A 19,546-nucleotide genomic window follows, 5' to 3' on the forward strand; every position below is an offset into this window, starting at 1 on the left:
ACTTATCCACCCGGTAACCCTTTTTTACCCTTCCACACTTCTTGTGCGCTTTTCGCGCGCCTGACCCGAGGATCTTCATGCAATTCAAGCCAGCTGTTACCGCTCTGGTCACTGCCGTCGCCCTGGCATCGCTGCTCAGCGGATGTAAAAAGGAAGAGGCGGCTCCCGCCGCACCACCTCCTCAGGTCGGCGTCGTCACCCTGCAACCACAAGCCTTTACCCTGACTTCCGAACTGCCGGGCCGCACCAGTGCGTTCCGCATCGCCGAAGTTCGTCCGCAGGTCAACGGCATCATTCTCAAGCGCCTGTTCAAGGAAGGCGGCGATGTCAAAGCCGGCCAGCAGCTGTATCAGATCGATCCGTCGGTCTATGAAGCGACCCTGAAAAGCGCCGAAGCCAACCTGCGTTCGACCAAGTCGATCTCCGACCGCTACAAGCAACTGGTCGACGAGCAGGCCGTCAGCCGTCAGGAATACGACACCGCCGTGGCCAACCGCCTGCAATCGGAAGCGTCGTTGCAGACCGCACAGATCAACGTGCGCTACACCAAGGTCTACGCACCGATCTCCGGTCGTATCGGCCGCTCTTCGGTGACCGAAGGCGCGCTGGTCAGCAGCGGCCAGACCGACGCGATGGCCGTGATCCAGCAACTGGACCCGATCTACGTCGACGTTACCCAGTCCTCGGTCGAGTTGCTGGAATTGCGCCGCGAACTGGAAAGCGGTCGTCTGCAGAAAGCCGGCGACAACGCCGCTGCGGTCAAGCTGACCCTCGAAGACGGCAGCCAGTACAAGCTCGACGGTAAGCTGGAATTCTCCGAAGTGTCGGTCGATCAGACCACCGGTTCCGTGACCCTGCGCGCGGTGTTCCCGAACCCGGATCACACCCTGCTGCCGGGCATGTTCGTCCACGCACAGTTGCAGGCCGGCGTGAACAGCGCCGCGATCCTCGCACCGCAGCAAGGCGTGACCCGCGACCTCAAAGGCACCCCGACCGCGCTGGTCGTCGGCCCGGACAACAAAGTCGAACTGCGCCAGCTCAAGGCCAGCCGCACTGTCGGCAGCCAGTGGCTGATCGAAGACGGCCTGAAGGCTGGCGATCGCCTGATCACCGAAGGGCTGCAATTCGTCAAACCGGGTGTTGAGGTCAAACCGACCGAAGCGACCAATGTCGGCAACAAGAACCCGGCCCCCGCACAGGCAGCTGACAAAGCCGCCGGCGGCAAAGGGGAGTAATCCATGTCAAAATTTTTCATCGACCGTCCGATTTTCGCCTGGGTAATTGCCCTGGTGATCATGCTGGTCGGGGCACTTTCGATCCTGAAACTGCCGATCAACCAGTACCCGAGCATTGCGCCACCGGCCATTGCGATCTCCGTGACCTACCCGGGTGCTTCGGCACAGACGGTTCAGGACACCGTGGTCCAAGTGATCGAGCAGCAACTCAACGGTATCGACAACCTGCGTTATGTGTCCTCGGAAAGTAACTCCGACGGCAGCATGACCATCACCGCGACCTTCGAGCAGGGCACCAACTCCGACACCGCGCAGGTCCAGGTCCAGAACAAGCTGAACCTGGCCACCCCGCTGCTGCCGCAGGAAGTGCAGCAACAGGGTATCCGCGTGACCAAGGCAGTGAAGAACTTCCTGCTGGTGATCGGCGTGGTGTCGCGTGACGGCAGCATGACCAAGGACGACCTGTCCAACTACATCGTGTCGAACATGCAGGACCCGATCTCGCGGACCGCCGGTGTCGGTGACTTCCAGGTCTTCGGTGCCCAGTACGCGATGCGCATCTGGCTCGACCCGGCCAAGTTGAACAACTTCAACCTGACCCCGGTCGACGTGAAAACCGCGATTGCGGCGCAGAACGTCCAGGTGTCGTCCGGTCAGCTCGGCGGCTTGCCTGCCGTGCAGGGCCAGCAACTGAACGCCACGATCATCGGCAAGACCCGTCTGCAGACCGCCGAGCAGTTCAAAGAGATTCTGCTCAAGGTCAACAAGGACGGCTCGCAGGTTCGCTTGAAAGACGTCGCCGACGTCGGCCTGGGTGGCGAGAACTATGCGATCAGCGCCCAGTTCAACGGCAGCCCGGCTTCCGGTCTGGCGGTGAAACTGGCCAACGGCGCCAACGCCCTCGACACTGCAAAAGCACTGCGCAAGACGATTGACGACCTCAAGCCGTTCTTCCCGCAAGGCATGGAAGTGGTGTTCCCGTACGACACCACCCCGGTGGTGACCGAGTCGATCAAAGGCGTGGTTCACACCCTGGTCGAAGCGATTGCGCTGGTGTTCCTGGTGATGTTCCTGTTCCTGCAGAACTTCCGCGCCACGGTTATCACCACGATGACCGTGCCGGTGGTATTGCTCGGTACGTTCGGCATCCTCGCGGCGGCCGGTTTCAGCATCAACACCCTGACCATGTTCGGTATGGTGCTGGCCATCGGCTTGCTGGTGGACGACGCCATCGTCGTGGTGGAAAACGTCGAGCGGGTGATGAGCGAAGAAGGCTTGTCACCGAAGGAAGCGACCAAGAAATCCATGGGACAGATCCAGGGCGCCCTGGTCGGTATTGCCTTGGTACTGTCGGCGGTATTGCTGCCGATGGCGTTCTTCAGCGGCTCCACCGGTGTGATCTACAAGCAGTTCTCGATCACCATCGTGTCGGCCATGGCGTTGTCGGTACTGGTCGCGCTGATCTTCACCCCGGCGCTGTGCGCCACCATGCTCAAGGCGATTCCGCACGGTGAGCACGGCACGCCGAAAAAAGGTTTCTTCGGCTGGTTCAACCGCAATTTCGACCGAGGCGTCAACAGCTACGAGCGCGGTGTCGGCAACATGCTGTCGCGCAAGGCACCGTACCTGCTGGCGTACCTGCTGATCGTGGTCGGCATGATCTGGCTGTTCACCCGCATTCCGACCGCTTTCCTGCCGGAAGAAGACCAGGGCGTTCTGTTCGCCCAGGTGCAGACGCCAGCCGGTTCCAGTGCCCAGCGCACTCAGGTGGTGGTGGATGAAATGCGTGAATTCCTGCTGCGTCCGACCAAGGATGGCGGTGAAGGCGACGCGGTAGCCTCGGTGTTCACCGTGACCGGCTTCAACTTCGCCGGCCGTGGCCAGAGCTCGGGTATGGCGTTCATCATGCTCAAGCCGTGGGACGAACGTAACGCCGACAACAGCGTGTTCAAACTCGCCGCCCGCGCCCAGCAGCACTTCTTCAGCTTCCGCGATGCGATGGTGTTCGCCTTCGCCCCGCCAGCAGTACTGGAGCTGGGTAACGCCACCGGTTTCGACGTGTTCCTGCAGGACCGCGCCGGTATCGGTCACGAGAAGTTGATGGCTGCACGCAACCAGTTCCTCGGCATGGCCGCGCAGAGCAAGGTGCTCACCCAGGTCCGTCCGAACGGTCTGAACGACGAGCCGCAATTCCAGCTGGAAATCGACGACGAGAAGGCCAGTGCCCTGGGCATTACGATCTCCGACATCAACAACACCCTGTCGATTGCATTGGGCAGTAGCTACGTCAACGACTTCATCGACCGTGGTCGGGTGAAGAAGGTGTACGTGCAGGGCCGGCCAGACTCGCGCATGAGCCCGGAAGACCTGAAGAAGTGGTACGTGCGCAACGCCTCCGGCACCATGGTTCCATTCTCCGCATTCGCCAAGGGCGAGTGGATCTACGGTTCGCCGAAGCTGGCGCGTTACAACGGCGTTGAAGCGGTCGAGATCCTTGGTGCCCCGGCGCCGGGTTACTCCACCGGTGAAGCGATGGCCGAAGTCGAGGCGATTGCCAAGAAACTGCCGGCCGGCGTGGGTATCTCGTGGACCGGTCTGTCGTACGAAGAACGCCTGTCCGGCTCGCAGGCTCCGGCGCTGTACGCCCTGTCGCTGCTGATGGTGTTCCTGTGTCTGGCGGCGCTGTATGAAAGCTGGTCGATTCCGATCGCGGTCATGCTCGTGGTACCGCTGGGGATCATCGGTGCGTTGATGGCCACCAGCCTGCGCGGTCTGTCGAACGACGTGTACTTCCAGGTGGGTCTGTTGACGACCATTGGTCTGGCGGCTAAAAACGCCATTCTGATCGTCGAGTTCGCCAAGGAATTGCACGAGCAGGGACGCAGTCTGCGCGATGCGGCCATCGAAGCCTGCCGCATGCGTCTGCGACCGATCATCATGACGTCGCTGGCCTTCGTCCTCGGTGTTGTACCGTTGGCTATCTCCACCGGCGCAGGCTCGGGCAGTCAACACGCGATCGGTACCGGCGTGATTGGCGGTATGCTCACCGCAACGATCCTGGCGATTTTCTGGGTTCCACTGTTCTTCGTCACTGTGTCGTCCATGGGTCAGCGCAAAAACGCCGGCAAGGATGACACCATAGAAACTCCTAAAGAGGCTGGCCAATGAGCAAGTCGCTACTCTCCATCGCAGTCGCCGCCTTCGTGCTGAGCGGTTGCTCGCTGATACCGGATTATCAGCAGCCTGAAGCACCGGTGGCGGGCCAATACCCGCAGGGTCCGGCGTACTCGCCGGCCCAGGCACCGGCGCAGGCCGCTGCCGAACAGGGCTGGAAGCAGTTTTTCCATGACCCGGCCCTGCAACAGCTGATCCAGGTCGCCCTGGAAAACAACCGCGACCTGCGTGTCGCGGCGCTGAACATCGACGCCTATGCGGCTCAATACCGCATCCAGCGCGCCGACCTGTTCCCGGCCGTGTCGGCCAATGCCAGCGGCAGCCGTCAGCGGGTTCCGGCCCGTGCGTCGCAGACCGGTGAGTCGAGCATCACCAGCTCCTACTCCGCCACCGTCGGCATCAGCGCCTACGAACTCGACCTGTTCGGTCGGGTTCGCAGCCTGAGCGAACAAGCGCTGCAGCAATACTTCGCCACCGAAGAAGCGCGCCGCAGCACCCAGATCAGCCTGGTGGCCAGCGTGGCCAACGCCTACCTGACCTGGCAGGCCGACAAGGAACTGCTGAAGCTGACTCAGGACACCCTCGGTGCCTTCGAGGAAAGCTACAAGCTGACCAGCCGCAGCAACGAAGTCGGTGTGGCTTCGGCGCTGGACCTGGCGCAGTCGCGTACTTCGGTTGAGAACGCCCGGGCACAACTGGCGCGTTACACCCGCCAGGTCGCCCAGGACGAAAACAGCCTGACCCTGCTGCTCGGCACCGGCGTACCGGCCAACCTGCAAGCGGCCAAACCGCTGTCGGATGACCTGCTGGCCGACGTGCCGGCCGGCCTGCCGTCGGATCTGCTGCAACGTCGTCCGGACATCCTTCAGGCCGAGTACAACCTGAAGGCGGCCAACGCCAACATCGGCGCGGCCCGTGCAGCGTTCTTCCCGAGCATCAGCCTGACCGCCAACGCGGGCAGCCTGAGCCCGGACCTGTCCGGCCTGTTCAAGGGCGGTTCGGGCACGTGGCTGTTCCAGCCGCAGATCAACCTGCCGATCTTCAACGCCGGCAGCCTGCGCGCCAGCCTCGACTACGCCAAGATCCAGAAGGACATTGGCGTGGCGAACTACGAGAAGTCCATTCAAACGGCCTTCCAGGAAGTCGCCGACGGCCTGGCAGCGCGCCAGACCTACACCGAGCAGTTGCAGGCCCAGCGTGATTTCGTCGCCGCCAACCAGGATTACTACCGCCTGGCAGAGCGTCGCTATCGCATCGGCGTCGACAGCAACCTGACCTTCCTCGATGCCCAGCGTCAGCTGTTCAGCGCGCAACAATCGCTGATCACCGACCGCCTCGCGCAGCTGACCAGTGCGGTCAACCTGTACAAGGCCCTGGGCGGTGGCTGGAATGCGCAGACCGCGCAGAACGAACCGCTGAAGGAAGAAGCACCGAAGATGAAGCTGTTCTGATCATCCGCTGAACACAAGAAGCCCGCCGATTGGCGGGCTTTTTGTTGAACGCAAATCTTGCGTTCGATAATCGCCCAAATTTCACTTTCGCCGATTGAATCGCCTCGCCCGCGCCCCGCACCATTCGAGCCACAAAACCAATAACAACAGGTTCGACACCATGCTCCCGCGCCCTGCTCCTCCCGGCTGATCGCCGCCGCTTCGCCTCTGAATCCATCGAATGTCTGCGCCTTGAAAAACGGCCGCAGCGCCCCCGTTTGCCCCAAAAAAACAAGAGAGACCCGAGCCCATGACAACCTCCCCTGCGCCCTACGCACTTCCCGGCCTGATCGCCCTCGCCCTGGCCGGCATCGCGCTGCCCGCTGCGGCTGAAGAAGTCGGTTTTATCGAAGGGGCCAAGGTCAACCTGAACCTGCGCAACTTCTACATCAACCGCAACTTCACCAACCCGACCAAGGCTCAGGGCAAGGCTGAAGAGTGGACGCAGAACTTCATCCTCGACGCCAAGTCCGGTTTCACCCAAGGCACCGTCGGGTTCGGCCTGGATGTGCTGGGGTTGTACTCGGTGAAGCTCGATGGCGGCAAAGGCACTGGCGGCACGCAACTGCTGCCACTGGATCATGACGGTCGTCCGGCGGACAACTTCGGCCGCACCAACGTCGCGTTCAAGGCGAAGCTGTCGCAAACGGAAGTGAAGGTCGGCGAATGGATGCCGGTGCTGCCGATCCTGCGTTCGGACGACGGCCGCTCGCTGCCGCAGACCTTTCGCGGCGGCCAGATCACCTCGAAGGAAGTCGATGGCCTGACCCTTTACGGCGGCCAGTTCCGCGCCAACAGCCCGCGCGACGACAGCAGCATGAGCGACATGTCGATGACCGGCAAAGCCGCCTTCACCTCCGACCGCTTCAACTTCCAGGGCGGCGAATACGTATTCAACGACAAGCGTACCCAGATCGGTCTGTGGAACGCCGAGCTCAAGGACATCTACAGCCAGCAATACGTCAACCTGATCCACAGCCAGCCAATCGGCGACTGGACCCTCGGCGCCAACCTCGGCTTCTTCTATGGCAAGGATGACGGCAGCGCCCGCGCCGGCGAACTCGACAACAAGACCTGGTCAGGCCTGTTCTCGGCAAAATACGGTGGCCACACCTTCTACGTCGGCCTGCAGAAACTCACCGGCGACAGCGCCTGGATGCGCGTCAACGGCACCAGCGGCGGCACCTTGGCCAACGACAGCTACAACGCCAGCTACGACAACGCGCAGGAACGCTCCTGGCAGGTCCGCCACGACTACAACTTCGTTGCCCTGGGGATCCCCGGCCTGACCCTGATGAACCGTTACATCAGCGGCGACAACGTGCACACAGGCACCATCACCGACGGCAAGGAATGGGGCCGCGAATCGGAACTGGGCTACACCGTGCAGAGCGGCGCGCTGAAGAACCTGAACGTCAGATGGCGCAACTCGACCATGCGCCGCGACTTCAGCAACAACGAGTTCGACGAGAACCGCCTGATCGTCAGCTATCCGATCAGTTTGCTCTAAGCCGCCTGTCCGAATGGCTGGCGTTACGCCAGCCATCATTTAAAGTGGAAAAACCTGAAGGACTCAGGTGCTCCACCCTCTTCGCTTCCGTTATCTGTTGATGTAGGTCCCCAAGACTTGGCCAGGTTGTCATCGGAAGACCCTGCTGATCACCGGAGGACGACCTCATGATCACCCGACTCAAACCGGCTCCCGTCGACAAAGACTGGGACGCCCGGGCGTACCAGCAGTTTTCCCGTCTCAGGCAACAACCGGTCGATGAATTGCTCGGCCGTGTCGACCTGCACAATCCTCAGCGCATTTATGACCTCGGTTGCGGCACCGGGATTGCCACCAAGGTTTTGGCCGATCGCTGGCCGCAGGCAGATATCAAAGGCATCGACAGTTCAAAAGACATGCTTGAGGTCGCCCGTTGCCTGCCGATCAAGGCACGCTGGCAACACGCCGAACTGCAGCACTGGAAACCCCGCAAGCCAGCCGACCTGTTGTTCGCCGCGGCCGTGCTGCATTTCATCGATGACCATAGAACGCTGTTGCCGGGATTGCTTCGCCACCTCAATCCCGGCGGTTGTCTGGCCGCGCATATGCCGGACTGGCGCGATGCGCTGTGGTATCGGCTGATGCTCGACACCCTCGACGACGCCGGACCCTGCGGTCGCCCCATCGGCACTGCGCAATTGCGTCAACGCATGGCGGCGCGGCCGTTGCTGCCGCTGGAGGATTACTACCGTTTGCTCGCGCCGCTGACGCAGTCGCTGGATATCTGGGAAACCGAGCAGTTGCAGGTGGTCGACGGCAAGTCGCCGGTTTATGACTGGGTAAAGGTCTCGGCGCTGCGGCCGGTGATGCTGGGACTGACGTCAGAGGAACAGGCGCGCTTTATCTATCACTACCTGAGGCGGGTGCATGCGCATTATCCGCAGGAGGAAAATGGCCATACGTTGTTTGCGTTCAAGCGGATTTTCATTGTTGCCAAGGCGTGAAGTTCAAAGGATCGCAGCCTTCAACTGGCTGCGATCCTTCGAATTCAACGATTACTCGCGGGATTCGGTACCCAGCTCATCCCACACCGATTCGGCCAGATGGAACGTCGCATTCGCTGCCGGAATCCCGCAGTAGATCGCGCTCTGCATGATCACTTCCTTGATCTCGCCACGGCTCACGCCATTGTTGGCCGCCGCCCGCAGGTGCAACTTGAGTTCACCCTCGCGGTTCATGCCGATCAGCATGGCGATGGTTATCAGGCTGCGGGTGTGGCGTGGCAGGCCCGGGCGGGTCCAGATATCGCCCCAGGCGTGACGGGTGATCATCTCCTGGAATTCCGAATTGAACTCGGTCAGCGTGGTCAGGCTGCGATCGACGTGAGCGTCGCCGAGCACCGCGCGGCGCACTTGCATGCCGTCGTCGTAACGTTGTTTCTCGTCCACGGAAATCCCCTCAATCGGCCAGCAAAAAGGTCAGCACGCGGTCGCTGAACGCGTCGCCGGCCTGAACGTTGGAAAGGTGCGCCGCATAAAACTCGGCGTACTCGGCGCCGCGCACATGCTCCTGGATGAAGTGCCCGCCGGACGGTGGCGTCACCGCATCTTCGGTACCGGCGATCACCAGCAACGGCACCGTGATCGACGACAACTGCTCACGGAAATCCGCATCGCGCACCGCCGCGCAGTTGGCGGCGTAACCTTCAGGATTGGTCGCGGCCAGCATGTCGGTGATCTGCTTGGCTGCGGCCGGGTTGGAGGCCGAAAAGTCCGGGGTAAACCAGCGGGCAATCGATGCATCACGCAACGCAACCATCGCCCCCGGGCCGTCGCGCAGCACGGTTTCGATGCGCGGGTTCCACACCGACGGATCGCCAATTTTTGCCGCGGTGTTGCAGACGATCAGTTTGTTCAGACGCTGGCCGGCATTGATCCCCAGCCACTGGCCGATCAGGCCGCCCATCGACAGACCGCAGAAATGTGCGCGTTCGATATGCAGCGCATCCAGCAGCGCCAGCACGTCTCGGCCCAGTTGCTCGATGCTGTAAGGGCCCGGCGTCACCAGCGACTGGCCGTGCCCGCGCGTATCAAAACGCAGCACGCGAAAATGTTCGGTGAAGGCCGGCATCTGCACGTCCCACATGTGCAGGTCGGTGCCCAGCGAGTTCGACAGCACCAGCACCGGCGCATCGGCCGGGCCTTCCAATGTGTAATGCAGTTCGCCATCGGCGAGTTGAACGAAAGCCACAGCCCTCTCCTTTCAGTCAGACAATGCGTTGTGTTCGGCCACCGCACGCTCGACCCAGACCTGCGCCTGACCGAGGTAATGGGCGGGATCGAGCAGATGATCCAGTTCGGTTGCGCTCAGTTCGGCGGTCACCTGCGGTTCGTCACCGAGTACCGCACGCAAGTGGCGCTGTTCGGCCACCGCTCGTTTGCAGCATTGTTCGAGCAGATGATGCGCGGTGTCGCGGCCGACCCGTTGTGCGAGCACGATGCTTACCGCCTCGGCCAGCACCAGGCCTTGGGTCAGTTCCAGGTTGCGGGCCATGCGCGCGGCATCGACTTCCAGACCATCCGCCAGCAGCCGCGCCTGTTGTAGCGCGCCCGACACCAGGCAGCAGATCTCCGGCAGGGTTTCCCATTCGGCGTGCCACAAACCGAGGCTGCGTTCGTGTTCCTGGGGCATGGCGCTGAACAGCGTCGAGACCAGCCCCGGCACGCGGGTCGCCGCACCGATCAACACCGCCGCACCCACCGGGTTGCGCTTGTGCGGCATGGTCGAGGAACCGCCCTTGCCCGGCGCCGACGGTTCGAACACTTCCGCCGCTTCGGTCTGCATCAACAGGCTGATGTCGCGGCCGAATTTGCCAAGGCTGCCGGCGATCAGACCGAGTACCGCGCCGAACTCGACGATGCGGTCGCGCTGGGTGTGCCACGGTTGTTCCGGCAGGGTCAGGTGCAGTTCTTCGGCCAGCGCCTGGGCGATCGGCAACGCCTGTTCGCCGAGCGCCGCGAGGGTGCCGGACGCGCCGCCGAATTGCAGCACCAGCAGCCGTGGCTTGAGCTCGCGCAGACGCTGACGGCTGCGCGTGATCGCACCGAGCCAACCGGCGATCTTCATGCCGAGCGTCACCGGCGTCGCGTGTTGCAGCCAGGTGCGTCCGGCCAATGGCGTCGCGGCGTGGCGCTGCGCCTGAATGGCGAGAGCGTCGGCCAGTTGCGCCAGTTCCCTTTCAATCAATTCCAGCGCCTGACGCAATTGCAGCACCAGACCGGAATCCATCACGTCCTGGCTGGTGGCGCCCAGATGCACGTAGCGCTCGGCTTCGGCATCGGTCGCTGCGATCTGTTTGCCCAACGCCTTGACCAGCGGAATCGCCGAATTGCCGGCCGTGGCAATCGCCTCGCCCAATGCCGCGAAATCAAACAGCCCGGCGCGGCAGGCATTTTCAATCGACGCGACAGCACCCGCCGGAATCAACCCGACCCGCGCTTCGGCCCGGGCCAGCGCCGCTTCGAAGTCGAGCATCGCCTGCACCCGGCCCTGATCGCAGAACACGTCGCGCATATCGCGGGCAGTAAAGTAGGCATCGAACAATTGATTGCCCGGTCGCTGAGTCATAAACAGTCCTTGCCGGCGCGGGCCGGTGTGGCCCGCGCGCATCGGTTTAAAGGTCGTGGTGCAAATACTTCGCTTCTTTGGGCAGGCGCAGGCCGAACAGGAACGCCACGGCCATCATGATGGTGACATACCAGTAGAAGGCGTTTTCCATGCCGCCGGCCTTGAGGCTCAGGGCGACGTATTCTGCCGAACCGCCGAAGATCGCGTTGGCCACCGCATACGCCAGACCAACGCCGAGGGCGCGGACTTCCGGCGGGAACATCTCGGCTTTCACCAGACCGCTGATCGAGGTGTAGAAACTGACGATCGCCAGCGCCACGGTGATCAGCACGAAAGCCAGGAACGGGCTGCCAACACTTTTCAGGCTGAGCAGGATCGGCACCGTAAACAACGTGCCGAGGCCGCCGAACCAGAGCATCGAGTTACGCCGGCCGATCTTGTCGGCGAGCATGCCGAACAGCGGCTGCATGCACATGTACAGGAACAGCGCGCCGGTCATGATGTAGCTGGCGGTCTTGGCGTGCATGCCGGCGGTGTTCACCAGGTACTTCTGCATATACGTGGTGAAGGTGTAGAAAATCAGCGAGCCGCCGGCGGTGTAGCCGAGCACGGTGATGAACGCAGCCTTGTGATCGCGGAACAGTGCACGGATGCTGCCGGCGTCCTTGTTCTCGCGCATTTCCTTGCTGGTGGTTTCTTTCAGCGAGCGGCGCAGGAACAGCGAAATCAGCGCAGCGGCCGCGCCGACCACGAACGGAATCCGCCAGCCGTAGGCACGCAATTCTTCTTCAGAGAGGAACTGTTGCAGGATCACCACCAGCAGCACCGCCAGCAGTTGCCCGCCGATCAGGGTCACGTACTGGAACGAGGCGAAGAACCCGCGCTGGCCCTTGAGCGCGACTTCGCTCATGTAGGTCGCGGTGGTGCCGTACTCACCGCCCACCGACAAGCCTTGCAGCAAGCGCGCGAACAACAGCAGCAGCGGCGCCCAGACGCCGATGTCCTTGTAGGTCGGCAGACAGGCGATCAGCAACGAGCCGAAGCACATCATCAGGATCGAGATCAGCATCGAGTTCTTGCGCCCGTGCTTGTCCGCGACCCGGCCGAAAATCCAGCCGCCGATCGGTCGCATCAGGAACCCGGCGGCGAATACGCCTGCCGTGTTGACCAGCTGCACCGTGGGATTGTCGGAGGGGAAAAACGCCGGGGCGAAATAGATCGCGCAGAAGGCGTAGACGTAGAAGTCGAACCATTCGACGAGGTTGCCGGACGACGCGCCGACAATGGCGAAGATGCGCTTGCTGCGCTCTTCACCGGTGTAATGGGAGGTGAGGGTTGTCATTGTTTTTCACTCGATAGGGACAGTGAGAGTCTAGACACACTTTGCAACAGTCCCGTTCCACATCCTGTACTGACCGTTCCCACGCAAACGCATTCGGCGCCTCGACGTTGATCGTTCCCACGCTCTGCGTGGGAATGCCGCCATGGACGCTCCGCGTCCACTGTGACGCGGAGCGTCACGGGATGCATTCCCACGCGGAGCGTGGGAACGATCATTCTCAGTAATCGAAGAACACGGTCTCCGCATCAGTGCCCTGCAGAATCACATTCCACTGATAAACCCCCGCCGCATCCGGTTTCGCCAGCAACGTGGTGCGGCGCTCGGCCGGTACGCATTCGAGCAACGGATCATTGACGTTCGCCGGATCGCCCTCGAAATAAATCCGCGTCAGCAAGTGCTTCACCAGACCGCGCGCGAACACCAGCACCACCAGATGCGGCGCCTGGGTCGAGCCCTTCAGGCCTTCGACCGTGCCCGGCTTGATGGTGGTGAAACGAAAGCGCCCTTCAGAGTCCACCGGCACCCGGCCGAAGCCTTCGAAATTCGGATCGAGCGGCTTGGCCTGCTCGTCTTCCGGGTGGTCATATTTGCCGGCGGCGTTGGCCTGCCAGACTTCGAGCATGGCGTCGTTGACGATATCGCCGTTGCCGTCCACCACTTGCCCGGTGATCGCCACGCGCTGGCCGAGGGTCAGTTCGTTGGCGAGGTTTTCACGGTTCAGCCAGGTCAGGCCGATGTGGTAATACGGCCCGACGGTGTGGGACGTGGTCGCAGTCAGGGTCATCTCATTTCTCCATCGGCGTGGCTTCGCGGCCGCGCAGCACGATGTCCCAGCGATAAGCGAGGGCGTAGGACGGAATGGTTTTTTCCAGATCGAAAGCGGCGATCAGGCGTTCCTTGGCCGAGGTGTCCGGCACGCAGTTGTAGATCGGGTCGTAGGCCAGCAGCGGGTCGCCCGGGAAATACATTTGCGTGACCAGGCGCGTCAGGATGCTCGGTCCGAACAACGAGAAATGCACGTGCGCCGGGCGCCAGGCGTTGTGGTGGTTGCCCCACGGATAGGCGCCGGGCTTGATGGTCTGGAACTGATACCAGCCGTCGGCGTCGGTCACGGTGCGGCCGGTGCCGGTGAAGTTCGGGTCCAGCGGTGCGTCGTGCAGGTCACGGGCATGGTTGTAGCGACCGGCGGCGTTGGCCTGCCAGATCTCCACCAGAATCCCCGGCACCGGCAGGCCGTCTTCGTCGAGCACACGCCCGTGAATGATGATCCGCTCGCCGAGCGGTTCACCCTGATGCTGGGCGGTCAAATCGTTGTCGGTATCGGCCACACGCTCGGCACCGATGGTCGGGCCGGTGATTTCCGACAGCGAATGCGGCAGAAACACCAACGGCTTGGACGGCGAGCGCAGATTGGTGGATTGATAGGTCGGGTGCAGGTACGGCGGCTGGGTGCCTTCCTGCGGGCGGCGGTAACCAGGCTTGTCAGTCATTTCGCTTTCCTCTGTTCTTTTCATCACGGCTTGCGTCAGACGCGTTCGATGGCCAGGGCCAGACCCTGGCCGACACCGACGCACATGGTCGCCAGACCTTTCTTGCCACCGGTCTTTTCCAGCTGATGCAGCGCGGTCAGCACCAGACGCGCGCCGCTCATGCCCAACGGGTGACCGAGGGCAATCGCGCCGCCGTTCGGGTTGACCTGGGCCGCATCGTCCGCCAGCCCCAGCTCACGCAGCACCGCCAGACCCTGGCTGGCAAACGCTTCGTTGAGTTCGATCACATCAAAATCGCTGACCGCCACGCCAAGGCGTTCGGTGAGTTTGCGTACCGCCGGCACCGGGCCGATGCCCATCACCCGTGGCGCGACCCCGGCACTGGCCATCCCGAGCACTTTGGCGCGGGCGGTCAGACCGTGTTTTTTCACCGCATCGGCCGAGGCCAGAATCAGCGCGGCAGCACCGTCGTTGACGCCCGAAGCGTTGCCGGCGGTGACGGTCTTGTCCGGGCCGTTGACCGGTTTCAGTCTGGTCAGGGCTTCAAGCGTGGTGTCGGCGCGTGGGTGTTCGTCCTGGCTGACCACGGTTTCACCCTTCTTGTGGGCGATCCGCACTTCGACGATTTCCTCGGCGAAGTAGCCGGCAGCCTGGGCAGCGGCAGTACGTTGCTGACTGCGCAGGGCGAAAGCGTCCTGATCCTCGCGGGAAACTTCGTAGTCGTCGGCGACGTTGTCAGCGGTCTGCGGCATCGCGTCGACGCCGTACTGGGCCTTCATCAACGGGTTGATGAAACGCCAGCCGATGGTGGTGTCTTCCAGCTTCATGTTGCGCGAGAACGCCGCATCAGCCTTGCCCATCACGAACGGTGCGCGGGACATCGACTCGACGCCGCCGGCAATCGCCAGCTCCATTTCGCCGCTGGCGATGGCGCGGAACGCCGTGCCGATCGCGTCCATGCCCGACGCGCAAAGGCGATTGAGGGTGACGCCCGGAACGCTCTCCGGCAGACCGGCCAGCAGCAGCGCCATGCGCGCCACGTTGCGGTTGTCTTCACCGGCCTGGTTGGCGCAGCCGAGGAATACCTCGTCGATGGCGCTCCAGTCCACCGACGGATTGCGTTCCATCAGGGCCTTGATCGGCACGGCGGCCAGGTCGTCGGCGCGAACCGCCGCCAGACCGCCACCGAAACGACCAATGGGGGTACGAATCGCATCGCAGATATAAACGTCACGCATCATGCTTCTCCCGGTGCCTGGCCGTGGGCAGCGGCCGTGCGCGCTTCGAGATCGCGCAGCGCAGTCAGTTCGACTTCTGTCGGTTCAGCGGTGGTTGCAACGCTGTCGGCAAAACGGATCGACCAACCGGTGGCGGCGACCACTTGCTCGCGGGTCACGCCCGGGTGCAGTGCGGTGACCACGAACTCGTGGGTGCCCTCTTCCGGCTCCATGATGCACAGGTCGGTAATGATCCCGACCGGGCCGGCACCCGGCAGGCCCAGACGTTTGCGCGAATCACCGCCCTCGCCATGGCCGACCGAGGTAATGAAATCGAGCTTGTCGACAAACGAACGCGCCGACTGTTTAAGGATGATCAGCACGCTCTTGGCAGAACCAGCAATTTCCGGCGCGCCACCGGCACCCGGCAGGCGTACTTTCGGCTGGTGATAGTCGCCGACCACAGTGGTGTTGATGTTGCCAAAACGGTCGACCTGGGCTGCGCCGAGGAAACCGACGTCGATGCGCCCGCCCTGCAGCCAGTAGCGAAAAATCTCACCGGTCGGCACAACAGTGTCCGCGGTTTCTGCCAGTTCGCCGTCACCGATCGACAGTGGCAATACGCTGGGTTTGGCGCCGATCGGGCCGGATTCGTAGATCAGCACCACGTCCGGCGACGAGGTCAGGCGCGCCAGGTTGGCGGCTTTCGACGGCAGGCCGATGCCGACGAAGCACACCGAGCCGTTCTTCAGGCGACGGGCCGCGGCGACGGTCATCATTTCATTGGTGGTGTAAGTCATTACTTGGCCTCCGAAGCAGCGGCCAACTTGGCCTGGAACTCGCTGAAGTCAGCGCAGCCATGGATGTATTCGTTGATCCACGCGGTAAACGTCTCACGGTCGCGGGCGATCGGATCCCACGCTTGATAGAAGCGATTGTCACGCTCGGTGTAACCGTGGGCGTAGGACGGATGCGCGCCACCGGGTACGTGGCAGACAGCGCTCAAGGCCCAGGTCGGCAGCACGCAGGCGTTCATCGGGGCGTTGAGGTTGTCGACGATTTCTTCGACGGTGACGATGCAACGCTTGGCGGCCAGTGCGGCTTCTTTCTGCACGCCGAGGATGCCCCACAGCAGCACGTTGCCCTGACGGTCGGCTTTCTGGGCGTGGATCACGGTCACGTCCGGACGCACCGACGGCACCGCCGCCAGCACTTCACCGGTGAACGGGCACGTTACGGATTTGATCAGCGGGTTGACCTTCGGCAGGTCCGAGCCGGCGTAGGCCCGCAGTACCGCGAACGGTAGGCCGGAGGCGCCGGCGACGTAGGCATTGGCCAGGTCGGCGTGGCTGTGTTCTTCGATTTCCAGCGCATGCGGCCATTGCTTCTCGACCGCGTCGCGCAGACGGTGCAGCGAACCCACGCCAGGGTTACCACCCCAGGAGAAGATCAGCTTGCGTGCACAGCCGGCGCCGATCAGTTGGTCGTAGATCAGGTCAGGCGTCATCCGCACCAGGGTCAGATCTTTCTTGCCCTGACGAATGATTTCATGACCCGCCGCCGTAGGGATCAGGTGAGTGAAGCCTTCGAGCGCGACGGTGTCGCCGTCGTTGACGAATTGCTTCACCGCGTCGTGCAGCGAAAGGATCTCAGCCATGGAGCGGGCTCCCGTTTTTGTAATGAATCGCCAGTGATAAAAAGGCGCGAGGTTCTGCGCCGGAGTCACTGAAGATTAAGCCGCTGATTTTCGCCAAACAATCCGATAATCGACTGAGTGTTCGTTTATCGAACAGATTGTTATCAACCTATCGTTCCGTCACTGATCGTTCCCACGCTCTGCGTGGGAATGCAGCCCGGGACGCTCCGCGTCCTTCCGGAGCCGAGCGCGAAGCAACCTCTGAAGCCAGTTCGACGAGGGAACGATCCTGCAATGAAACTCAGGTCGCGTCCGCGTGACTGACCAGGCCCTTGATCACCACCGCTGCCGTGGCCAGCCCGGCCGGAATCACCAGCGCCGTCAGCACCTGCTCAAAATTCCAGCCCAACCCCAGCAGGGTCGCGCCCATCCACGCCCCGAGAATCGCGCCAAACCGGCCGATCCCGAGCATCCACGACACACCGGTCGCCCGGCCCTGCGTCGGATAAAACCGCGCCGCCAGCGACGGCATCGCCGATTGCGCACCGTTGACGCACATGCCCGCCACCAGCACCAGCGTCGCCAGCAGCGTGATGTTGCCCAGGCTCTGCCCCACGGCGTAGGCAAACACCCCGGCCAGCAGGTAGAAAATGCCGATGACCTTGTGCGGATTGAACCGGTCCATCGCCCAGCCTACGCCGACCGCGCTCAACACCCCGCCGAACTGGAACAATGCGCCGATAAACGCTGCCTGCTCCATGCTCGCGCCACTGTCGCGCATCAGGGTCGGCAGCCAACTGGTCAGCAGGTACACGATGACCAGGCCCATGAAGTAGGTCAGCCACAGCAGCAACGTGCCGACGCTGTAGGTGCCCGAGAAAATCACCGCAAACACGTTGCGCGCTTTGACGGTTTTCTGTTCCGGCACGCTGAAACTCGCGGCCTGCGCGACGATGGCAGGATCAATGGGTGCGAGGGTCTTGCGCACCTTGTCGGTGCCGCGATTGCGCACCACCAGATAACGCGCCGACTCCGGCAGCCAGAGCAGCAGCACCACGGTGAGGATCAGCGGCAGGATCCCGCCGATCAGCAACAGGCTGTGCCAGCCGAATGCCGGGATCAACTTGGCCGAGATGAATCCGCCTCCGGCCATGCCGAGGTTGAAGCCGCAGAACATGCTGGTCACCAGCAGCGACTTTTTACGCTCGGGGGTGTATTCCGACAGCAGCGTGGTGGCGTTCGGCATGCCGGCGCCCAGCCCCAGACCGGTCAGGAAACGCAGCACCAGCAGTTGATCAACATTGGTGGCGTAGGCCGACGCCAGACTGAAAGCACCGAACAGAAACACCGCGCCGACCAGTACGACTTTTCGCCCGAAGCGGTCAGCCAACGGCCCGGAGCCCAACGCGCCGAAGACCATACCGATGAGCGCGGCGCTCATCACCGGGCCGAGGCTGGCGCGGTCGATGCCCCAGTCCTGGGACAGGGCCGGCGCAATAAAACCCATGGCCGCGGTGTCGAGGCCATCGAGGAACACAATCAGGAAACACAGAATCACCACTCGCCATTGATAGCGCGAGATCGGTTGGGCATTGATGAAGGACTGCACATCGAGGCAGTGACCTACAGCGGACTGAGGCTGGTTCATTATTTTTATTCCACGCAAGAAAACGCAGTCGAACGGCGGCCGGCCAGAGAGCGGCACGGTCACAACTATATAAGGAAGAAATCAGGCGTTGCGCTAATACCGGCAACAGGAACGGGAGCGGCGACAGTCGGGGAACGTGCGCATGGGAAGTTGCCTCTTGTCATTATTAAGAGAGTCGACAATCCGGCGGGCTCATTCACATTCGCGCCGGATGACGCTGCCGCGACATTAATGATCCGGGGGTTTTAGCGTCAATTCGATAAACGCAACTCTGTGCGTTTATCGAACAGCTTCATCAGGCAAACAATTGCGCACTGAGGTCGCGGCTGGCGCTCAACAGACCCGGCAGAAAGCGCTGCTCCAGCTCGGTGCGGCTGACGCGACCGGCGTGGGTGCTGACGTTGAGCGCGGCCACTACCTGGCCGGAAGCGTCGTAGACCGGCACGGCAATCGAACGCAGGCCCTGCTCCAGTTCCTGATCGACGATGCACCAGCCCTGCTGCCGCACTTCCTGCAGGCATTCGAGCAAGGCGTCGGGGGTGTGAATCGTGCGGCTGGTCTTGGCTACCAGTTCGGCGTGGTCGAGGTATTCGCGCAGCGAGGTGTCGTCCAGCGCCGCCAGCAGGATCCGCCCCATGGACGTGCAGTACGCTGGCAACCGCCCGCCCACCGAGAGGTCCACCGAAATCAGACGCTGAGTGGTGGCCGAACGGGCGATGTAGAGAATGTCGTCGCCTTCCAGCGTGGCCATGTTGCAGGCCTCGTGCAGTTGCTCGCTCATGCGGTCGAGGTACGGCTGGGCCGAGACCGCCAGCGGCGTCGAAGACAGATAGGCGTGACCGAGAGTCAGCACTTTGGGCAGAAGCGAATAAGTGCGCCCGTCGGTGGTGGCGTAGCCGAGCTTGATCAGCGTGTGCAGGCAACGGCGCACGGCGGCGCGGGGAATTTCCGTGCGATGGCTGATCTGGGCGATGGTCAGGTGGCGCTTGCGCTCCTGAAACGCCTGCACCACCGCCAGGCCGCGGGCCAGGGAGGTCATGAAATCCGGATCACCGGTCAGGGCCTGGATACGCTTGGCCGGCGAAGCGACGATCGGCGGCGCTACCGAGGTGAAGGAATTGCGCATTTGATCGTTCATGTCGGGTCCTTGTTCTTGTTCGGATCAACGGCTATACAAGCGGCTCGCTGGCGGATACAC

16 protein-coding genes are annotated in these 19,546 nt (G+C 62.5%); 5 read left to right on the plus strand and 11 right to left on the minus strand.

The annotated features are described in order from the left end of the window. The first annotated feature begins 77 nt into the window (after positions 1 to 77). The 5 genes from emhA to GQX66_RS19990 all read left to right on the plus strand — a co-directional run bounded on the left by emhA (position 78) and on the right by GQX66_RS19990 (position 8,392). On the plus strand, positions 78 to 1,235 hold the full coding sequence (emhA, locus tag GQX66_RS19970; RefSeq protein WP_085748207.1) for an efflux RND transporter periplasmic adaptor subunit EmhA: 1,158 nt from the start codon (positions 78 to 80) through the stop codon (positions 1,233 to 1,235). A 3-nt stretch (positions 1,236 to 1,238) separates the two neighbouring features. Next, the gene (gene emhB / locus GQX66_RS19975) at positions 1,239 to 4,403 is read left to right on the plus strand and encodes an efflux RND transporter permease subunit EmhB (RefSeq protein ID WP_129973608.1); all 3,165 of its coding nucleotides are present in this window, start codon (positions 1,239 to 1,241) and stop codon (positions 4,401 to 4,403) included. Beyond that, positions 4,400 to 5,860, plus strand: a complete 1,461-nt coding sequence (gene emhC, locus GQX66_RS19980) for an efflux RND transporter outer membrane subunit EmhC (RefSeq protein ID WP_129973609.1) — start codon at positions 4,400 to 4,402, stop codon at positions 5,858 to 5,860. Before emhB ends, emhC begins: the two co-directional genes overlap by 4 nt. 289 nt (positions 5,861 to 6,149) lie before the next feature. Continuing rightward, a complete protein-coding gene (locus tag GQX66_RS19985; RefSeq protein ID WP_240870858.1) occupies positions 6,150 to 7,409 on the plus strand; it encodes an OprD family porin in 1,260 nt (419 codons plus the stop codon). A gap of 167 nt (positions 7,410 to 7,576) precedes the next feature. After that, positions 7,577 to 8,392, plus strand: coding sequence for a methyltransferase domain-containing protein (locus tag GQX66_RS19990; protein WP_240870861.1), 816 nt, complete (start codon positions 7,577 to 7,579; stop codon positions 8,390 to 8,392). 51 nt (positions 8,393 to 8,443) lie between these two features. Here GQX66_RS19990 and pcaC read toward each other — a convergent pair whose 3' ends face one another. The 11 genes from pcaC to pcaR form a co-directional block, all read right to left on the minus strand. Next, a complete protein-coding gene (gene pcaC, locus GQX66_RS19995; RefSeq protein ID WP_011332825.1) occupies positions 8,444 to 8,836 on the minus strand; it encodes a 4-carboxymuconolactone decarboxylase in 393 nt (130 codons plus the stop codon). Between the two features lie 10 nt (positions 8,837 to 8,846). Next, complete coding sequence (gene pcaD, locus GQX66_RS20000) at positions 8,847 to 9,638, minus strand: 3-oxoadipate enol-lactonase (RefSeq protein WP_085748203.1); 792 nt, start codon at positions 9,636 to 9,638, stop codon at positions 8,847 to 8,849. Positions 9,639 to 9,650: 12 nt separating this feature from the next. Continuing rightward, on the minus strand, positions 9,651 to 11,015 hold the full coding sequence (locus GQX66_RS20005) for a 3-carboxy-cis,cis-muconate cycloisomerase (RefSeq protein WP_240870870.1): 1,365 nt from the start codon (positions 11,013 to 11,015) through the stop codon (positions 9,651 to 9,653). Positions 11,016 to 11,061: 46 nt separating this feature from the next. Next, complete coding sequence (locus GQX66_RS20010; RefSeq protein ID WP_240870873.1) at positions 11,062 to 12,357, minus strand: MFS family transporter; 1,296 nt, start codon at positions 12,355 to 12,357, stop codon at positions 11,062 to 11,064. A gap of 217 nt (positions 12,358 to 12,574) precedes the next feature. Next, positions 12,575 to 13,141 carry a protocatechuate 3,4-dioxygenase subunit alpha gene (gene pcaG / locus GQX66_RS20015; RefSeq protein ID WP_240870887.1) on the minus strand — a complete coding sequence of 189 codons (567 nt, stop codon included), beginning with the start codon at positions 13,139 to 13,141 and terminating at the stop codon, positions 12,575 to 12,577. Between the two features lies 1 nt (position 13,142). Further along, the gene (gene pcaH, locus GQX66_RS20020) at positions 13,143 to 13,847 is read right to left on the minus strand and encodes a protocatechuate 3,4-dioxygenase subunit beta (protein WP_011332820.1); all 705 of its coding nucleotides are present in this window, start codon (positions 13,845 to 13,847) and stop codon (positions 13,143 to 13,145) included. Between the two features lie 35 nt (positions 13,848 to 13,882). Next, complete coding sequence (gene pcaF, locus GQX66_RS20025) at positions 13,883 to 15,088, minus strand: 3-oxoadipyl-CoA thiolase (protein WP_240870888.1); 1,206 nt, start codon at positions 15,086 to 15,088, stop codon at positions 13,883 to 13,885. Then, complete coding sequence (locus GQX66_RS20030) at positions 15,085 to 15,864, minus strand: CoA-transferase subunit beta (protein WP_129973615.1); 780 nt, start codon at positions 15,862 to 15,864, stop codon at positions 15,085 to 15,087. Before GQX66_RS20030 ends, pcaF begins: the two co-directional genes overlap by 4 nt. Continuing rightward, a complete protein-coding gene (locus GQX66_RS20035; protein WP_003222404.1) occupies positions 15,864 to 16,721 on the minus strand; it encodes a CoA transferase subunit A in 858 nt (285 codons plus the stop codon). The genes GQX66_RS20030 and GQX66_RS20035 overlap by 1 nt, the downstream gene beginning before the upstream one ends. Before the next feature lie 280 nt (positions 16,722 to 17,001). Next, positions 17,002 to 18,348, minus strand: coding sequence for an MFS transporter (locus GQX66_RS20040; protein WP_011332817.1), 1,347 nt, complete (start codon positions 18,346 to 18,348; stop codon positions 17,002 to 17,004). A gap of 295 nt (positions 18,349 to 18,643) precedes the next feature. Then, positions 18,644 to 19,486, minus strand: coding sequence for a pca regulon transcriptional regulator PcaR (gene pcaR, locus GQX66_RS20045; RefSeq protein ID WP_007917109.1), 843 nt, complete (start codon positions 19,484 to 19,486; stop codon positions 18,644 to 18,646). Positions 19,487 to 19,546 lie beyond the last annotated feature (60 nt).

Origin of the sequence: Pseudomonas sp. B707, from assembly GCF_022496685.1 — a bacterium.
Taxonomy (GTDB): Bacteria; Pseudomonadota; Gammaproteobacteria; order Pseudomonadales; family Pseudomonadaceae; genus Aquipseudomonas; species Aquipseudomonas paraglycinae.

Excerpts from the sequence above, each read along its gene's own strand:
- emhA (WP_085748207.1), top strand. The coding sequence starts at position 78 with ATGCAATTCAAGCCAGCTGTTACCGCTCTGGTCACTGCCGTCGCCCTG.
- emhB (WP_129973608.1), top strand. The coding sequence starts at position 1,239 with ATGTCAAAATTTTTCATCGACCGTCCGATTTTCGCCTGGGTAATTGCC.
- emhC (WP_129973609.1), top strand. The coding sequence starts at position 4,400 with ATGAGCAAGTCGCTACTCTCCATCGCAGTCGCCGCCTTCGTGCTGAGC.
- GQX66_RS19985 (WP_240870858.1), top strand. The coding sequence starts at position 6,150 with ATGACAACCTCCCCTGCGCCCTACGCACTTCCCGGCCTGATCGCCCTC.
- GQX66_RS19990 (WP_240870861.1), top strand. The coding sequence starts at position 7,577 with ATGATCACCCGACTCAAACCGGCTCCCGTCGACAAAGACTGGGACGCC.
- GQX66_RS20005 (WP_240870870.1), bottom strand. The coding sequence starts at position 11,015 with ATGACTCAGCGACCGGGCAATCAATTGTTCGATGCCTACTTTACTGCC.
- GQX66_RS20010 (WP_240870873.1), bottom strand. The coding sequence starts at position 12,357 with ATGACAACCCTCACCTCCCATTACACCGGTGAAGAGCGCAGCAAGCGC.
- pcaG (WP_240870887.1), bottom strand. The coding sequence starts at position 13,141 with ATGACCCTGACTGCGACCACGTCCCACACCGTCGGGCCGTATTACCAC.
- pcaH (WP_011332820.1), bottom strand. The coding sequence starts at position 13,847 with ATGACTGACAAGCCTGGTTACCGCCGCCCGCAGGAAGGCACCCAGCCG.
- pcaF (WP_240870888.1), bottom strand. The coding sequence starts at position 15,088 with ATGATGCGTGACGTTTATATCTGCGATGCGATTCGTACCCCCATTGGT.
- GQX66_RS20030 (WP_129973615.1), bottom strand. The coding sequence starts at position 15,864 with ATGACTTACACCACCAATGAAATGATGACCGTCGCCGCGGCCCGTCGC.
- GQX66_RS20035 (WP_003222404.1), bottom strand. The coding sequence starts at position 16,721 with ATGGCTGAGATCCTTTCGCTGCACGACGCGGTGAAGCAATTCGTCAAC.
- GQX66_RS20040 (WP_011332817.1), bottom strand. The coding sequence starts at position 18,348 with ATGAACCAGCCTCAGTCCGCTGTAGGTCACTGCCTCGATGTGCAGTCC.
- pcaR (WP_007917109.1), bottom strand. The coding sequence starts at position 19,486 with ATGAACGATCAAATGCGCAATTCCTTCACCTCGGTAGCGCCGCCGATC.